Raw genomic sequence first — 16,876 nt, 5'->3', positions numbered from 1 at the left:
CCGCTCCTGTTAACTCTGCACCGTGTTCATCATGGCGACAACGCGGTTTTTCTTGGTAAGATATTGTTTGGCCACGCGCTGAATATCTTCGCGCGTCACGGCGTTAATACGATCCATTTCCTTGAAGAGCTGACGCCAGTCGCCCCACCGGGTCTGGTAGCCCGCCAGTTGCAGCGCCAGTCCCTGGTTGCCATCCATCTGGCGGATCATATTCGCCCGGTTCCGGGCCTTGATCTTCTCCAGTTCTTCAGGTGTGATCAATCCGTTTTGGACTTTCTCGACAGCGGCAAAGATCTCCGCCTCGCTTTCTTCATTGGTGTGTCCGGCGGCAGGGACGGAATAAATCGCCGCGAGGCTGGGGTATTTGTCGCCCGGGAAGCCGACAAACCCCGCCACTTGCACAGCCGCCTTCTTCTCCTTGACCAACGACTTGTAGAGTTGCGACGTGCGGCCGGTACCGAGGTAATCCATCAAAGCGTTGATGGCCGGATAGTCGGGGTGGGTGACATCGGGAATGTGCCATCCGCAAATGTACACCGGCTGCGAGGGGTCTTCGAGCACCGACCGCCGCTCACCGGCCTGCTCCGGTTCGACTGTTGCGATCCGGTCCGGAGCCGGATGGTATTGGATCCGCCCCCAGTACTTTTCGGCCAGCCTGGTCACCTCAGCCGCGTTAACATCGCCGACTATCGCCACCACCATGTTAGCGGGCACATAGTTCTTGTCGAAGAACGCCTGTGCCTCTTTGCGGGAATAGTATTGAATGTCGGACATGTGCCCGACTCCGGGGATGCCGTACGGGTGCGCCTTATACGCAAGGGTGAGGAATTCCTCGATCAGGCGGCCGATCGGGCTCGATTCGGTCCGCATCCGGCGCTCTTCGGCGACCACATCGCGCTCCTTATACATCTCGCGCAGGACAGGTTTCAGGAATCGCTCCGATTCCAGTGACATCCACAGTTCGACTTTGTTCGAGGGGAGACTGAAGAAATAGACCGTTTCGTCGTTGCTGGTGAAGGCGTTGAGTCCCACGCCTCCTTCGCGATCGACGATATTGCCGAACTCGTTCGGTTTCACCTCCTGATACGAGGCTTCACGCGCATCCTCGTATTGTTTCTCAAGTGTAGCCAGCCTGGTGCTGTCGGCCATCCGCCCTTTGGCGCGTTCGGAACGCAGCAGCATAAAAAGCGAATCCTCGACCTTTATCAGGCCGAGCTCTTTCTTGATATTCTTAGTCCCGAGAGTGGTTGTCCCCTTGAATGCCATATGCTCGAACATGTGTGCGAGGCCGGTGTACCCTTTGGGGTCATCGGATGAGCCGGTGTTCACCCAGCTTACAAACGATGCCACCGGGGCGTCGTGCCGTTCCATGACGAGCACGGTAAGTCCGTTCTTGAGTTTATGCTCGGTTACCGTGCTCTCGAGCGCCGTGAAATCGAATCCCGCGACCCGGGGCACGACCAGAGCCATCAGGCCGAGCAATGACAGCGCCAGCCTGGTCATCCGATGCTTCATTCTTTCCTCCATGGTTTATTTCGGCAGTGGTTTATCGAGCGAATTAAGACCCTACTGAGTTGACTGTCAAGCGGTTAATCCCCGTTTCCGGGCCACGGGCACGCCAACTCCGTGCCGCTGACAAAATATGAGGGTTGCTGTCCCGAACAGATTCATCCAGATGCATCTACGGTGTTTTTGCCGGTCGGTTTCCATTTTTGTCCATCATCAAGTTTTGGCGGAAGATTTTGCTCCCACGGAAGTAAAGAGGGCAGAAAATAGAAAACGAATAATTGAACCAAAGTGAAAGGAGATCAGCCATGAGTGGCCAGTATCGAATTGTCAGATGGGCAGTCGCAATCGTGCTGTTGATAAGTTGCACCATAGCAACTGCGGCTGAGAGGGCGGGGCAGCTTGAAGGGAGGATCACCAATGCGGAATCCGGAGAGGGAATAGGCGGGGTCACAGTGACGCTCCTTGGCACCAAGCAGGTGACAACATCAGACAGCGATGGTTTCTTCAACTTTGGCAACATGCCAAGCGCGACATATTCCGTCCGATTTAGCCATGCGGATTTTGAAACCAAAGAACTGTCGGCGGTGACAGTGTTCGCGGGTCAGAAACGGCAGATTGATATAGCACTTCAGCCTAAGGATACCGAAAAGCACAAGCTGGAGAAACAGCCCGCTCTTACGGACGAGCACGCCAATATCGATATGCTGTTGCCCGAACTGAAGGAGGGGGCGGGCAAGTCGGCTCAGGATACCCGTTCCGGTATTGAACAGAGTATTGTGCGGCGCGATCAGGTTACCGGGAGTACAGCCGCGCCGAAGGTGAATGAAAATTACCGGGACCGCGGTAGATATGAACCTCCAATCGTAGTGCCGCAAGTTGTACCGAGCCCGTATTCGCTTCCGTACGACATGTTCTTCCGCGATTACGGCACCAACGGTTTCGTCGAGACCCGGCGCGACCGGTTTTCGACCTTTGCCGTGGATGTCGACGATGCCTCCTACACACTGGCGCGCAGGTATCTCATTGAGGGAAACCTGCCGCCCCAAGACGCGATCCGGGTCGAGGAGTTTGTCAATCATTTCGATTACGGCTACAATCCGCCGGATGAATCCCGGTTCCGCATCTTCACGGAAATAAGCAGTTCGCCGTTCGATACAAGAAGGTCATTTCTGAAGATCGGCATTAAAGGGCAGGAGGTCTCACGCCGCGAGCGAGCGCCGTTGAATCTGACAATCGTCATCGATGTCTCCGGCTCGATGGGGTACGACAACCGGCTGCAGTTGGTCAAGCAGTCGATGCAGATGCTCCTGAACCAATTGAATGGTCGTGATCGAGTTGGCGTGGTGGCGTACGGCTCGGAAGCTTTTGTGGTGCTGCAGCCGACCCGCGCCGATCACTGCGATCTTATCATGGCACGCATCAACTCGCTCTATCCGCGCGGCTCCACCTATGCCGAGGCAGGATTGAAGCTGGGATATCAGATGGCCAATAGGCAGTTCGCAGATAGTTACACCAACATGGTGATTCTGTGCAGCGATGGCGTCGCCAACGTAGGCAAGACCAGCCCGGACGCCATCATGGCTGAGATACGACGGTTCACCCAGAAGGGGATCACCCTGAGCACGTTTGGCTTCGGCATGGGGAACTACAACGACGTACTCCTTGAGCAGCTGGCGAAGAAGGGGAACGGCAAGTACGCTTATGTGGACGACTACGAACAGGCGCGCACATTGTTCGTGGAACAACTGACCGGTAACATCCAGATGCTTGGCCGTGATGTCAAGGTGCAGGTCGAGTTCGATCCCGGCGTCGTCTCCGCTTATCGCCTGATCGGCTACGAAAACCGCGCCGTGCCGGATCATAAGTTTCGGGACAACAAACAGGATGGGGGAGAGATTGGCGCCGGGCATGAGGTCACGGCTTTGTACGAATTGCAGTTGACGAAGCGCCGTGCTTCCGGTGCCATCGGGACGATTGCGGTTCGCTGGAAAGACCCCGGCCAAACTGAAGTAACGGAAGTCTCGCGTGATATCGAGTCCCGCGGACTGAATCGCGATTTTCAAAACGCCCGACCGGAGTTCAGGCTGGCGGTAGTTGCTTCACGATTCGCCGAGCTTCTGAAGGGGACACCGTACTCTGCGAACAACGACTATGACGATCTTTTAAGCATGGCGGCCGATATTTCCAGTCAGCTGCCTAACGAGCAGACCCGCGAGCTGGTGGATTTGATCGGCCGCGCTCGGGACCTTTCAGGTTATCACACTGAGTGGGAAGAGTAACGCTGTTCTTGAAAGGGCCTGCTTTCCAAAATGAATGCGGTCAGGCGGGGACGCCTGACCGCACTGTTTTGTCAGGAACAGCACTGTTTGATGGGAAGAACCTGATGGTTTGCAATCTCACCACCAACTGATGAGCTTCGGTTTACGCGTATGAACCAGGTTCTCGTTGTGAGGGATGACCCGAGCCGAGATGCCAAACCTTCCTGATTCACGGCAAGTGACCTCAGTCGAGTACGTGTAAAGGCCTTCTTCCGTCGGACGCTGTTGTGTCGGGTCACCGTCAAGCATGGCCGGCACCGGGTTGAAATTCAGAAGCGACTCCTGCGTGTTGAGCCGCCCGGCCACCACCTCCACCCGGACATCATTCGGCGTTATGGCGCCGAGGAACACCTTTAGTCTGACCGGGATCCTTTGTCCCACCTGTACCGTTGGACCAAGTTCGGGAACCTCGATGTCCTTTATGGCAATCTTCTCCCAACTCCTGCTGACCCGGTCGAGCCAGGCGGTAACATCGCGGTTGAGTGTGAAATTATCGGCTGCCATCCGGTCCGATGTAATAAGCGCCGGGGCATAAAAAAGGTCGGCGTAATTCATCAGCATCCGTTGAGCGGAAAATCGCTGACCGGCCGAACGGACCGACGCTTTCATTTTCAATATCCATTCGGACGGCAACCCGCGCCCGTTGCGGGAATAGAACAGCGGGATGACTTCGCGCTCCAGCACGTTGTACAACGACTCCGCTTCCAAGCGGTCCTGGACGTCGACATTGTCGTATTCTTCGCCGTGACCGATCTTGAAACCGACTTCCTCACTGTATCCCTCGGCCCACCAGCCGTCGAGAATGGACACGTTCAGGGCGCCGTTAATGGCTGCTTTCATACCGGAGGTGCCGGATGCTTCTTCGGGGCGACGGGGATTATTCAGCCAGATATCGGAGCCCTGGACCAGATATCGCGCGACGTTGATGTCATAATCTTCGAGGAAGATAATCCGATTTCGGAATCGCTCCTCGCTGGCGTAGCCGATGATCTTCTTGATGATCTCTTTGCCGGGATTATCCAGAGGGTGGGCTTTGCCGGCAATAATGACCTGCACCGGGCATTTCTCATTGTTGATCATCCGGGCCAGCCGGTCCGGATCGCTAAAGAGGAGCGCGCCACGTTTGTACGTCGAGAATCTTCGCGCAAAGCCAATGGTCAGCGTGTTGGGATCCAGCACTTGTTCGGCACGCTGAAGATCGACTTGCGAGGCTGACCGCCGGGAAAGCTGTAGTCTGAGCCGTTTGCGCGCAAAGAAGACCAGTCGTTCCCGCCGTTTGCAGTGCACACGCCACAACTCGACATCCGGTATCTTGTCCACGCGTTCCCAGACCTCCGGTGCGCCCGGTCGCTCCGTGTATCGCGGACCGAAATATGATTCGTACAACTCGGTCATGTCGTGCGAGACCCACGAAGACGGGTGGATGCCGTTGGTGATCCCCCTAATGGGTACCTCCTCGCGCGGGAGGTCCGGCCAGATATTGTGCCACATGTCGCGGGTGACCTTGCTGTGCAGTTGTGAAACGCCGTTGACGAAGGCGGAGTACTTGAGCGCCGCCACGGTCATGCAGAATGTCTCGTTCTCATCGCCCGGATTGACGCGACCAATGGAAAGGAAATCCTTCCAGGTGATTCCCAGGTCCTTGACCATCGGGCCGAGATAGCGATGAACCAGTACCGGATCAAAGCGCTCATTGCCGGCCGGAACAGGGGTATGGGTCGTAAAGACGGCCGTCGACCAGATATACTGAGATGCCTCGGCGAAACTGAGTCCCTTCTCCTGCATCAGTTGGCGGAGTCGCTCCAGTGTCAGAAACCAGGAGTGACCTTCGTTGATATGGTAGATCGAAGGCTCGATCCCCACCGCACGCAGTGCGCGCACGCCGCCTATTCCCAAGACTATCTCCTGGCGGATCCGCATGTCCTTATCGCCGCCGTATAGGACGGAGGTGATGTCGCGCGCCTTGGTGGAGTTCTCCGGTATATTGCTGTCCAGCAAATAAAGCGGCGTGAGGCCGACATGAACTTTCCAAATCTGGAGAAGTACGGGAGTGCCATCGAGGTCAAGTTTAACGCGCACCGGTTCATCTTTGTCGCTTTTCACCAATTCGACCGGCATGTGGTACCAATCGTTCTCCTCGTACCGCTCTTGTTGCCAGCCATCCGGGGAAAGAAACTGGCGGAAATAGCCGTAGCGATAAAGAAGCCCTACGGCGGTCATGGGCAGGCCAAGATCGGAGGCAGATTTGAGGGTATCGCCTGACAGGACGCCCAATCCCCCCGAATACACCGGCAGTCCGGTATCGAGACCATATTCAAGCGAGAAATAGGCGATGCGCCGGTTTTCAAGCGACCCGTATTTGTAATGGAACCACTTCTTGCGTTCCATATAGTCGCGATATTTCTCGTGGACGCGGTCGAGGCTGACCAGGAAAGCTTCATCCTGGGCCGCTTTGAGCAGGGTCTCCTGCGGCAGTCGGGCCAGCATTTCAACCGGATTCTGATAGCATGCCTCCCACATATCCGGATCGAGACGGATAAACAGCCGCACGATCTCCCAGTTCCACGAATACCAGAGGTTGTGGGCCATCTCTTGTAACGAACTAATTCGCTGGGGCAGTTTAGGTAGGACCAGAAGCTGTTTTATACGCATGTTACATCCCTGTTATGCCTTGTGGGAGCGGCTCGCCATCAGTCCGCCATTACCTCATAAATATCGACCCGCCGACACATTTATTTACCAACTGTCGGGACACTCTGGCGCTACTGTCTTCCGTTTCATCGGCGCCGAGGGGTTCAGTCGGAAAGTCAACTTACCGATGATAGTAAACAAAAAGAGGTGGGCAACCGCAAATACTTGTTTTCTGTGCGCACCAAGTGTGGTAAGATAAACATATGGCAAAAGCAAAGAGACGGATCGGCATTCTGACCGGCGGTGGCGACTGCCCGGGCCTCAATGCCGTCATCCGGGCGGTGGTTCGCACCGCCGAAAACGACTATGGCGCCGAGGTGGTCGGTTTTGCCGATGGCTACGAAGGTCTGATCGAGAGCCGGTATCGCACTCTGGATTCCAAGGATGTGTCCGGCCTGTTGTCGCAAGGGGGGACCATACTTGGGACGTCCAACCGGTGTGACCCATTCCGTTTCCCGGTGCTTCAGGGGGATGATTACGTCTATCTGGACAGGTCTTCGCAGGGACTTCTGAATTTCGAGCGACTCGGGTTGGACTCGCTAATCGCCATAGGCGGTGACGGCACCATGGCGGCTTCAGCCGGGATGGCGGAAAAGGGGTTGCGGGTAGTCGGTGTGCCCAAGACCATTGACAATGATCTGGTCGGTACCGATGTCACGTTTGGATTCGATTCTGCCCTTGTGGCGGCCACCGATGCCATCGACCGCATTCATACAACGGCGCAGTCTCACCATCGGGTGATGCTGATCGAGGTGATGGGGCGATATGCCGGATGGCTGGCGCTCGGCTCCGGATTGGCCGGGGGTGGCGATATCATTCTGATACCGGAATTTCCATACGATATTGACTCGATCTGCGAGCAGGTCCGTATCCGCAACGGCCAGGGAAAGAACTTCTCGATCGTCATTGTTGGCGAGGGAGCCAAGCCGGTCGGCGGCGAAATGACGGTAAGTCGCCGGGTCAAAAACTCGCCCGATGCCATTCGGCTGGGTGGTGTGTCGCGTCAGATAGCAGCGCAACTCGAGGGGATTCTGAATATCGAATGCCGGGTCACCATTCTGGGTCACCTGCTCCGCGGTGGCTCGCCGAGCGCGTTCGACCGAATTCTGGCTACGCGGCTGGGTGTGGAAGCGGTCCACCTGGTGATGCGCGGCGACTATGGTCGCATGGTGGCGCTGCAGAGGAACGAGCTGACCTCGGTCGCTATCAAAGATGTTGCCGGAAAACTACGCCTGGTCACACCAGAACATCCCTGGGTGAAAACAGCGCAGTCAGTTGGAATAAGTCTGGGTGTTCCCACTTCTATCTCACTTGAAAAGTATCTCGCCGATGTGGCCAGGTAGCCGGGTTCGAATGACTGTCCGCTTTCAGCGTTTATTAGTAAACATTTCCAGGAGCATGTCTTCATGAGGATCTTTCGCAAGCGGACAGACCGGGAGAAGAAACTAGCTGCGCTCAAGGAGACTTCGGCGTACCGCGTTGCCTATGAAGATCTCGAATTTCTGAAACGGGATGACCTTCGTCCGGTGCGCCTTCAGCTTGAATTGCTGAAGCCGGAGATGCTGTTCCGTGAGCACAAAGTACAATCGACCATCGTCGTGTTCGGCGGGACACGCATTGTGGAACCGGCCGACGCACAGCGCAGAGTTGCCCAACTTGCCAAACGAGTGAAATCGCGCCCCAGGGACCGGGCCCTTCGCAAGCAGCTGGCCGTAGCGAAGTCGATCCAGACCAAATCCCGTTATTATGATGAAGCTCGCGAGTTCGCCCGCCTGGTATCGTCGGAGTGCCAGATGGCCGACCGCCACGAATATGTCATCGTGACAGGTGGTGGTCCCGGCATCATGGAGGCCGCCAATCGCGGAGCCTTCGATGTCAACGCCAAGTCAATCGGTTTGAACATCACGCTGCCGATGGAGCAGGAACCGAATCCCTACATCTCCCGTGACCTGTGTATGCAGTTCCATTACTTCGCCATCCGCAAAATGCACTTCCTGATGCGTGCCAAAGCGCTGGTGGCATTTCCGGGCGGTTTTGGCACACTGGACGAACTGTTCGAAGCTCTGACCCTCGTGCAGACGAAAAAGGTCAAACCGTTGCCCATCGTTTTGTTCGGCGAGAAATATTGGCGCAAAGTGATCGCGTTCGAGCACCTGGTAGCCGAAGGGACGATCGACGAAGAAGACATCAAGTTGTTCGTCTATGCCGACAAGGCTCGTGACGCCTGGAATTACATCAAGTTCTTCTACCAGTCGGCCAACAACAACCGCAAATAACTCCCCAATCACACCGTTCCATTGGTGAAGAAAAACGGGGCCGGATTACTCCGACCCCGAAAGACCGATCTTTGTCAACTCCCCTGGCGTCAACCGCCCATGATCATAATGCCTGACGAGTAACTCCGCTGCGCTTTCTTGGCCGCGGCAATCTGACGCACCACTTCTTTGTAATGCGCTCGCGACATATCATCGACTCCGCCCGCCGCAGCCGCACGTGATGCGGCGTTCTCCAGAATATCCAGGTCGTTGGCTGCCAACGAGCGGGCGTCCGATGGATACATGGCCGGGTTGCTCAGATAGATATCGATCACCTCTCCCAAATGCGCCAGTTGCAACTGGCGGCGGAAACTGTTGACATTTGCGGCCGTCGCGGCTTCCGACCAGATCGACTTGCGGACATCCGTGAACATATCGAACATGGTGTACTTTTCCTGCCCCGCTTTGAACCGGCTCGAATTGTTCAGGAGGCGCCCGATCGTAAGCGGGTGATACAACTTGTCGAGCGAGAGCTTCTGGACTGCGAGCACCATCTGATGGAACGGATAATCGACCTGAGGTGTGGTGAATGCTGAGAAGGTGAAGTCCTGAAGGTTCTCCTGCTGTAGTTTGTTGAGAAGCTCGGCGGGCAGGTCGAACGCCTTGGGAGCATAGAAATTCTCACTCAGGAATTCGACCGCTTTCCGTTGGTCCGCTGCGGCCACCGGTTCGAACGGGTCTGTCCCGCTTGGATCGCCGATATGGGAGCGCCGCACGTACAGGCCGCCGACATATTTGGGCGCCCACTGCGCGGCTTCGATATACGACCGCCAGCCGGTCTGGAATACGGACAGTATCTTCTGATAGCGCGTTCCCGGCTTTTCGAATTCCTTGATCGTGTTGGTCCACAGTTCGCGGGTTAATCCGATCTTGTGCCGTGCGAATTTCAGCGCGTCGTTCCCCTGGTCAAACAGATTGCAGGCAGGGTCCACCGATTTTGGACTGATGCCGAAAGCATCCTCGTCGGTACCGTACGCCAGCGTCAGATCGGCCGTCCGGGATGCGATCTCGTTCAATTTCGGCAGTTCTTCCTCGGGGGTTTCGGCGCCGAAATCGGAGTAGGCGTATTCGATTACCCAGTTGTCATAGGGACCGGGTGTGGAGGCATAGTATTCACCCTGTGGTTTTCCCTTTCCGGCGATATTCGGCGGGGTGTAATCCATGACGGTGCCGCCGGTGCTGTGGGTCCGCGTGAAATCCCGGTTCGCCAGTTGCTCGAGTGCGTACGCTGTCGATGCCTTAAAATTATGCCGGAACCCCAGCGTGTGTCCCACCTCGTGGGCGACAAGTTCGACAATGTACGAGTGCACATATTCTTTTGTGAGCGAGTCCTTGTTGGCCAGATCTCCCATGCTTTCGAGATACGCCAGTCCGAAAGCTGCCTCCATGGCGGACTCCGACCCATAGGTGCAGAAGCTGCCCGATTCGATCGATCTCTGGGAGAGCGCCTTCCGGAACCCAATGGTGTCATCGGCGATCATGCCGTCAAACGATACCGGCTTGATGAAATTCTCCATGTTGCTGAACATGTAGCGGATGAAGTCTGACGACACCCGGATATCAGCGTCGTATATCTGGCCGGTGAAAGGATTGGCTCGGCTTGGCCCGACCGCATATCCGCCCCCTGGAATGACCATCCAACGAACTGTGTTGTATCGCACGTCGGCGGGGTCCCAGGTGGCTGTGTCCGGCATCTGCCTGGCGATGATCGCGCTCCGGAACCCGATCTTTTCGAATGCAGGATTCCAGAACTCAATGCCCTCGGCCACTGCGCCGCGATACTCTTTAGGGACAGTGTTCTCTACCCAGAACACGATCGGCTCCACCGGCTCTGAGATCCGCGCATCTGGGTCTTTCTTCTTCAGATTCCAGCGATTGATGTACCGCACATAGGGTGTCTCCTTGTCGAGGGTGGAGTAGTCCTCGTAAAGAGTCTGAAAGTGCCCGACGCGGTCATCCGCGATGCGCGGCACGTAGTCCGTTTCTGGAAGGTTAGATAATGAGTAATGATAGGTATGAAACAGCGAGTACGGGTTCTGCATAGTCACCGCCGAAACCGGCTTGGCGGTTCGGTAATGGAGGCGGACATCGATCTCGGAGTTCTCCGGAAATGACTTGACCAATTCCAGATAGGAATTGTCACGATCGAATGCCAGACCGGTCTGGCCCATCTGACCCAGGAAGTAGTTGACATTGTTAGCGTCCCGGACAAAGAACGCCGAGGCATCCACCAGGATGGCGCCGCTGGTATCCGGTTTCGACTCAACTTTGGCGGAGGAAAACAAGTGATCCGACAGCCCCGAAGAGACCGCCCGCCGCAGGCTGGAACTGCTGTCGGCACGCAGGCGAAGGTTCTTCTCCATCATCATGACTTTTTTGCCGACTCGCGTGAAGTAGAACGGGAAAGTTTCGTCCATGGCGCCGTTATCGAAAAAGGCTCCTTCGGCGCGTGAGAGCGTGGTTCCGCACAGGAACACTTTGTCGAACTGGTGTGGCTTGATCGCCATGAACATACTGTTGGTGGTGGTGTCCAGATAGAACGTGAAGAGCCCCCCAATGGCCACACGATTCTTGACCACGTCGGCGAACGGCTTCTCGCTGTCGCTTAGTCCGGATGATCCTTTAGCGGAGATCGGCTTCTTGAGGCCGGTCAGCGTATACTCCCTGCGACCGGCGAGGGCCAGGTCGGTCAGAAGTACGGCGCATAGGGAGGTGAGGAGAATGACTCGATGAAACACGCGCATGCTGCGTCTCCTTACACGATGTGAACGTATGGATACCGATAACAATAGTACTATGACGCATCTGGCCGGTAAAGGTTCCGGCCTAAATCATGGGTCCAGGTTATCCGACAGGCCGCCTTCTTCAACCAGCGGCACAAACCTGACCTGATACAGGACCTGCCGTTTCAGGCCGCCATCGGTTCGCTCCACCAACACCAGGTCCTGCCGTTCCGGACCGTACTCCTGAACCGGAATGACCAGTCGGCCGGTTTCGGCCATTTGCGTTAACAGGTCGGGCGGTACATGGCTGGCTGCGGCCGTCACGATGATGCCGTCAAACGGAGCCTCCTCGGGCCAGCCGTGATAGCCGTTTCTCACCGAAGTCTCGATATTCGTGTACCCAAGTCTGGCCAACAGGACGGTCGCACGCTGCGACAGGTCGGGGAGAATCTCAATAGAATACACTCGCGCGGCAATTTCGGCGAGGACGGCCGTCTGATACCCCGAGCCTGTCCCCACCTCCAGAACTCGGCTGCGATGGTCAAGCCTTAACGCCTCGGTCATCGAGGCCACCACGTATGGCTGGGAGATTGTCTGGCCGTGACCAATTGACAGCGGCCCATCGGCGTAGGCGTCCGCCCTACTCGATTCGGGAACAAAAAAATGGCGTGGCACTGTACGCATGGCGTCGAGTACGGTGCGGTCAGTGATGCCGCGCCGCTCGATCTGCTCAAGCACCATCGCCTCCCGCAGTTCAGCGAACTGCTCCTCGTGTCTGCCGTTCCAGGGAAATCTCATAAGAGTAATATAGCTGCAAAAGACGCAAACTCGCGATTGGTCTTGTCCAAGGCAAAAAAAAGACCCGCCGTGGCGGGTCCTTGGTAAAGCAAGCAGTCAGTCTGGCTATGGGCAGCAGAGAGGCGCGCCGCCGGCAAACAGGAAATCGACCAGGATGGTCAAGTCCGAGATATCGATCGTCATGTTGCAGTCGAATGAAGCTGCATTAACCGGATCCGGCGTAGAGCCGCCAAAGAACAGGTAGTCGACAAGCCGCGAAAGGTCGCTGATATCCGGCCCGGTCAGACTGCCATCCACATCACCGCAGACATAGCTGAGATACGTGAAGTGAAACGGCGCGCTGTAGTCGGAGTAGAATCCGGCCGAGTCGATGGTCTTCACCCGCCAATAATACGTTGTCCCTTCAACAAGCGGCGGCGACTGTATCAGTTGACTGTCCGCAAACAGGAAATCGGCGAAGGTGCTGTAGTCGGCGAAGTCGGCGCGATTGGAAACGTGCAGGAAATAGAACTCAGCCGAGCGTTCATACGGCGGCACTGGGCCGGCGTCCCAACGAAACACGAGATCACCACCGATGGTCGCGGCGTTAGCCGGGAATGTCGGTGTCGGAATTGGCGGAGTCTGCGTGTCGTGCACGAAGTTCACGACCGGTGTGAACGCCGTAGCATTGCCGGCAGAATCCACTCGGCGGGCACGCCAGTACAGCCGCCCTTCTGGAAGAACGCCGGCAGCCGGGACAGTAAACGCATCAAGCGCCAGAGTCGAGATGAGGGAGCCGAAGGTTGAGTCATTAGCCACCTGAATCTCATTCCATTCGGGAGCCTTGCCCACATATGGGGGAGGTGGTGTCCCGGAGAGCGTGAAGATCACGGTTATTAAGCTGTCGTAACGATTGATGGGTGAAACCGCGCCCACTGATGTTGGCGGCGTATTGTCCACTACTACCCTGTGCGGGTATCGCTGGAGCGATGACGAGTCCACCCCCACGTATAGCCGCACTGCCCAATAGTAGACGCCATCAATCAGAGAGTCGGCTGGCGGCAGACTGAAGACGGTATCTGTCAAGCTTCCGTAGTTGCGGATCGGGGAGGTCATCGAGCTGTCCTGCGCGACATACAACCGGAACGTCGTCCCTGATTCTTTAGTCCATGCAAACTCCGGCGTGCGGCTCTGCGTGTACGCGGAGGCATCGGGTATCAGCAGCGTGGGGGGCGGAAAAGGGTTGTAGACGGTTAGAACGAACACCGGTGCATCGGTTGCTCCGCCCGTGCTGGTGGCATTCAGGGTAACCTGATTAGTTGCCATATGAGCTTCTTCGGGCGGCACTGCCAGTGTGAAGGACACAACGGCACTGTCTCCTGGTGAAATACCGACTACGCGGTTCGCCGGTGAGAATGCCCACTGCCGTTGATCGGATGGCGACACCGTGATCGTGTTGAAGGCGTTCCCTTCGTTGCGGACCATTGCCGAGAACGGGTACGACGTCGGTGACGGGACCGTGTCTGCCGTCGGCGGCGCTACACTGATGACATGAACTGCGGCGACGGAGAGCTCCACTACGCCCTGTGCAGTCACTACTGTGTCGGTTTCGCTGACGGCGCTACACGTAACGAGCGTGCTGTCACCGGCCAGCAATCCTCCGGGAATCTGTGCTGTGACCGGGACGTACGATGAATCAAACTGATTCAGTATGACGATGGTGTCGACATTCGAAAGTAGCCAGCCGCGATTATCGGAAATTGTGACATGCACAGAATCGGAGGTAGCGCCCACATTCGAGACCCAGAACGGTACAGGCACTTGTGTCCCGGCATTCTGGACTTGATCGCCGTTATCATACACAGCCAGCGCTAAGAGGTTGCCGGGCGTGTAGATGCTGTCCGGCGTAAACACCAACGAATAACTCTGGGGGCCATTTGGGATATTGTACCCGTTGACCCTGGCGCTCCATAGCCCCGGCTGCGGGTTGTCCAACTCGACCGTCTCGACGTTGTTCGTTCGATCCACAGCGGTGGTCGCCGCCAGGCTCGGAATCAGCGGATTGAGCACCCATGGCTGATGTTCGGCGCCAAACGGATCCACCAAAGTCAGGTCGAGATCGTTGATGAGGTTCTTCCCGGCGATCCCCGCTCCCCCAGGATCATCCCACACCAGCGTGAGCTTAACTTTGGCAGCGCCGCTTGGAACTGTCAAGTCATAGACCTGCGTTTGCCCGGTCGATATCTGATTTTCCTGATACGAGGGCCCACCGACGGCGATCTTGTTACAGGCCGCGACAGCATCCACTTTACCGTGGCCATTCGCGAAGTCCGGACCGACATTCCCCAGATCGATGGCCGTGTTTATCAGAACTCCCTTTATGGTCGAAGATAGCGGGTTTGATGGTGCGAAATGCAGGTCCCACGACTCTCGTACCAAAGCCACAACCCCGGCCACCGCCGGTGTGGCCATCGAGGTACCGCACAACACCGTGTACCCTGACCCTGGTCTGGTACTGGTTAAGCCGCCATCGTCGTTACTCTGGCAGCCGGGTCCAACGACGTCCGGCTTAATGCGACCATCGTCGGTGGGGCCCCACGATGAAAAACTGGTCATGCTGCTGTTGTTTGAATTGATCGCCCCGACAGTGATCACGTTCTTTGAGCTGGCCAGGGGATCGACGGTGTTATACGTCCAGCCGATCGAACCGCAATAGGAGGAGGAACTGCCCCGCTGATTCCCGGCCGCCCAGCAGATGACTATCGGTTCACCTGCGGAACCTCGCACCAAATTGTCGAGCGTGGCATCCTCGCTGTAATAGTTGCCGAGCGTCGCTTCGCACGCTGCCTGCGTGGCCGGGTTACCGACCCCGTACCCCCACGAGTTTGTGCTTATGGTGGCGTTGTAGTTATTGATCACGTTTGAATACTGATTGAACGCCGATGAAGCGCTGCCCCACCACAAATAGGACAGCAGTTCTGCCTCAGGCGCCATGCCGCGATAGGTCCCGCCCGATTCAGAGCCGGAACCGAGCACGGTCCCGGCCACATGTGTCGCGTGGGTGGCAATCGCAGCTCCGTCCATCGAGGTCACCCGACGGCCGAAATCATTGTGATTTCCGTCCACGCCGCCACCATCCCATTCGGCCACCGACACCCCAAGACCCGATAGATTCATTGGCGCGGCTTGCGCCACTTCGGCGTTGGTGTTGACGCGGGCAGAGTTGTTGTATTCAATCGGGTCCGGTGGCGCCGGCTCGATCCAGACAATAGCGTCCAACTCGGACAGTCGATAAAAAGACGGTTCAGGAATTATCAACTCAATCGCATTGGTCGTGCGTTCCTGGCCGACGATCTGCGCACCAAGCTGTGCCTGGAGTTCAGTGCTCCAGAAATCGATATCTTCGTCGCGATGCAGCACTATCGTATACTGCACCAAATCGCCGCCCCGACGCGCCCACGGTTTGATGCCTACCTCGGTGATATATGGGGATATTTTATAGTCGGCCTTGATCTCGCCGTACCAGCGCACACGATAGGCATCGAGCTTCGAGGCATCGAAGGCGCGGGTCACGCGCGCGGTGTAGGCATAGTAAGGGACGTAATCGAGTACCTCGATGCCAAGCGTTGTCAGGCGGGCTTTCTCCTGGTCCGTTACGGGGCCATTGAATTGTATCAAAATGTGCTTATCTACCAACCCCGCTGAAGCCGGCATGGCGGTTTTGTTGGTGGTTGTGTAAACGTCACCCGTGCGGAGTTTGACAGCGAAGTCCAGGTCCGCCAGCGCGCTGCCGGCGGTCAGAATCAGAATCATGAGGGAGACGATGACTGCGAGTCGCGACTGTGGTCTCATGGTCATTCCCTTGTATTATGAGCAGTTGATCTCAAATGGTAAGAACATGGGCATAATATTATGCATCGTGTGTAAAGTACAAAAAACGCCCCATTTGTCAACCAGTATCTTATTGGCCTGTTTACGATTAGGTCAAGACGTTTAAGCAGGCTTGAAATCGGAGAATCTCTGTGTTATTTATCTGCCGGAGAAACAGTTTGATGCCCAAACGTTACTGGCTTTTCAAGTCCGAGCCGAGCGAGTTCTCAATAGACGATCTGGCGCACAGCCCGGGTCAAACCGCGCCATGGAGTGGCGTGCGCAATTACCAGTCGCGGAATACCTTGCGCGATCTGGTTCAAGTAGGAGACGAGGTCCTGTTCTATCACAGCTCAACCGATGTTGTGGGTGTCGCGGGCATAGCCGAGGTTGTCCGGTCCGGTTACCCTGATCATACCGCTCGTGACCGGACCAATCCGTATTTCGATCCAAAAGCTACGGAACAGAACCCGATCTGGTTTATGGTTGACGTGAAGTTCAAATTGAAACTGCCCGATGTCATCCCGCTCGCAGTTCTACGGCAGACAAAAGGGTTGGAGAAGATGATGGTCTGCCAGAAGGGGAGTCGGCTTTCAATCCAGCCGGTGACGGCAAAGGAGTGGGGGGTGATTCAGAAACTGAGTCGGCAACTTGATTAGGCACAATATGGTCC

At 56.4% G+C, this 16,876-nt stretch carries 9 protein-coding genes; 4 read left to right on the top strand and 5 right to left on the bottom strand.

What is annotated here, in order from left to right:
* Window positions 1-9: 9 nt before the first annotated feature.
* Window positions 10-1,515 (bottom strand): pitrilysin family protein, encoded by a 1,506-nt coding sequence (locus tag AB1644_11065; protein MEW6051582.1) that lies wholly within the window; start codon window positions 1,513-1,515, stop codon window positions 10-12.
* 299 nt (window positions 1,516-1,814) lie between these two features.
* On the opposite strand from AB1644_11065, the gene AB1644_11060 reads away from it, so the two are divergent.
* A complete protein-coding gene (locus tag AB1644_11060) occupies window positions 1,815-3,788 on the top strand; it encodes a von Willebrand factor type A domain-containing protein (protein MEW6051581.1) in 1,974 nt (657 codons plus the stop codon).
* A 117-nt stretch (window positions 3,789-3,905) separates the two neighbouring features.
* Here AB1644_11060 and glgP read toward each other — a convergent pair whose 3' ends face one another.
* Window positions 3,906-6,479 carry an alpha-glucan family phosphorylase gene (glgP, locus tag AB1644_11055; protein MEW6051580.1) on the bottom strand — a complete coding sequence of 858 codons (2,574 nt, stop codon included), beginning with the start codon at window positions 6,477-6,479 and terminating at the stop codon, window positions 3,906-3,908.
* A gap of 242 nt (window positions 6,480-6,721) precedes the next feature.
* On the opposite strand from glgP, the gene AB1644_11050 reads away from it, so the two are divergent.
* Together AB1644_11050 and AB1644_11045 are read left to right on the top strand one after the other, a co-directional pair.
* Window positions 6,722-7,861, top strand: coding sequence for an ATP-dependent 6-phosphofructokinase (locus AB1644_11050; protein ID MEW6051579.1), 1,140 nt, complete (start codon window positions 6,722-6,724; stop codon window positions 7,859-7,861).
* A gap of 63 nt (window positions 7,862-7,924) precedes the next feature.
* Window positions 7,925-8,794: a TIGR00730 family Rossman fold protein gene (locus AB1644_11045; protein MEW6051578.1), complete on the top strand. Its 870-nt coding sequence runs from the start codon at window positions 7,925-7,927 to the stop codon at window positions 8,792-8,794.
* 89 nt (window positions 8,795-8,883) lie between these two features.
* On the opposite strand, the gene AB1644_11040 is transcribed toward AB1644_11045, so the two are convergent.
* The 3 genes from AB1644_11040 to AB1644_11030 all read right to left on the bottom strand — a co-directional run bounded on the left by AB1644_11040 (window position 8,884) and on the right by AB1644_11030 (window position 16,185).
* Window positions 8,884-11,577, bottom strand: coding sequence for a zinc-dependent metalloprotease (locus AB1644_11040; protein MEW6051577.1), 2,694 nt, complete (start codon window positions 11,575-11,577; stop codon window positions 8,884-8,886).
* Window positions 11,578-11,664: 87 nt separating this feature from the next.
* Window positions 11,665-12,354, bottom strand: a complete 690-nt coding sequence (locus AB1644_11035) for a protein-L-isoaspartate(D-aspartate) O-methyltransferase (protein MEW6051576.1) — start codon at window positions 12,352-12,354, stop codon at window positions 11,665-11,667.
* A 105-nt stretch (window positions 12,355-12,459) separates the two neighbouring features.
* On the bottom strand, window positions 12,460-16,185 hold the full coding sequence (locus tag AB1644_11030; GenBank protein MEW6051575.1) for a S8 family serine peptidase: 3,726 nt from the start codon (window positions 16,183-16,185) through the stop codon (window positions 12,460-12,462).
* A gap of 200 nt (window positions 16,186-16,385) precedes the next feature.
* Here AB1644_11030 and AB1644_11025 point away from each other — a divergent pair, with 200 nt between their 5' ends.
* Window positions 16,386-16,862, top strand: a complete 477-nt coding sequence (locus tag AB1644_11025; protein ID MEW6051574.1) for an EVE domain-containing protein — start codon at window positions 16,386-16,388, stop codon at window positions 16,860-16,862.
* Window positions 16,863-16,876 lie beyond the last annotated feature (14 nt).

This window comes from Candidatus Zixiibacteriota bacterium (assembly GCA_040753875.1).
Lineage (GTDB): Bacteria > Zixibacteria > MSB-5A5 > GN15 > FEB-12 > DATKJY01.
The sequence above is the reverse complement of the archived record's forward strand: the minus strand, read 5'-3'. Positions and strand labels throughout refer to the sequence as shown.

What these genes read in the sequence shown, in the direction of transcription:
- AB1644_11065 (MEW6051582.1), bottom strand. Translation starts at nt 1,515, where the DNA reads ATGAAGCATCGGATGACCAGGCTGGCGCTGTCATTGCTCGGCCTGATG.
- AB1644_11060 (MEW6051581.1), top strand. Translation starts at nt 1,815, where the DNA reads ATGAGTGGCCAGTATCGAATTGTCAGATGGGCAGTCGCAATCGTGCTG.
- glgP (MEW6051580.1), bottom strand. Translation starts at nt 6,479, where the DNA reads ATGCGTATAAAACAGCTTCTGGTCCTACCTAAACTGCCCCAGCGAATT.
- AB1644_11050 (MEW6051579.1), top strand. Translation starts at nt 6,722, where the DNA reads ATGGCAAAAGCAAAGAGACGGATCGGCATTCTGACCGGCGGTGGCGAC.
- AB1644_11045 (MEW6051578.1), top strand. Translation starts at nt 7,925, where the DNA reads ATGAGGATCTTTCGCAAGCGGACAGACCGGGAGAAGAAACTAGCTGCG.
- AB1644_11040 (MEW6051577.1), bottom strand. Translation starts at nt 11,577, where the DNA reads ATGCGCGTGTTTCATCGAGTCATTCTCCTCACCTCCCTATGCGCCGTA.
- AB1644_11035 (MEW6051576.1), bottom strand. Translation starts at nt 12,354, where the DNA reads ATGAGATTTCCCTGGAACGGCAGACACGAGGAGCAGTTCGCTGAACTG.
- AB1644_11030 (MEW6051575.1), bottom strand. Translation starts at nt 16,185, where the DNA reads ATGAGACCACAGTCGCGACTCGCAGTCATCGTCTCCCTCATGATTCTG.
- AB1644_11025 (MEW6051574.1), top strand. Translation starts at nt 16,386, where the DNA reads ATGCCCAAACGTTACTGGCTTTTCAAGTCCGAGCCGAGCGAGTTCTCA.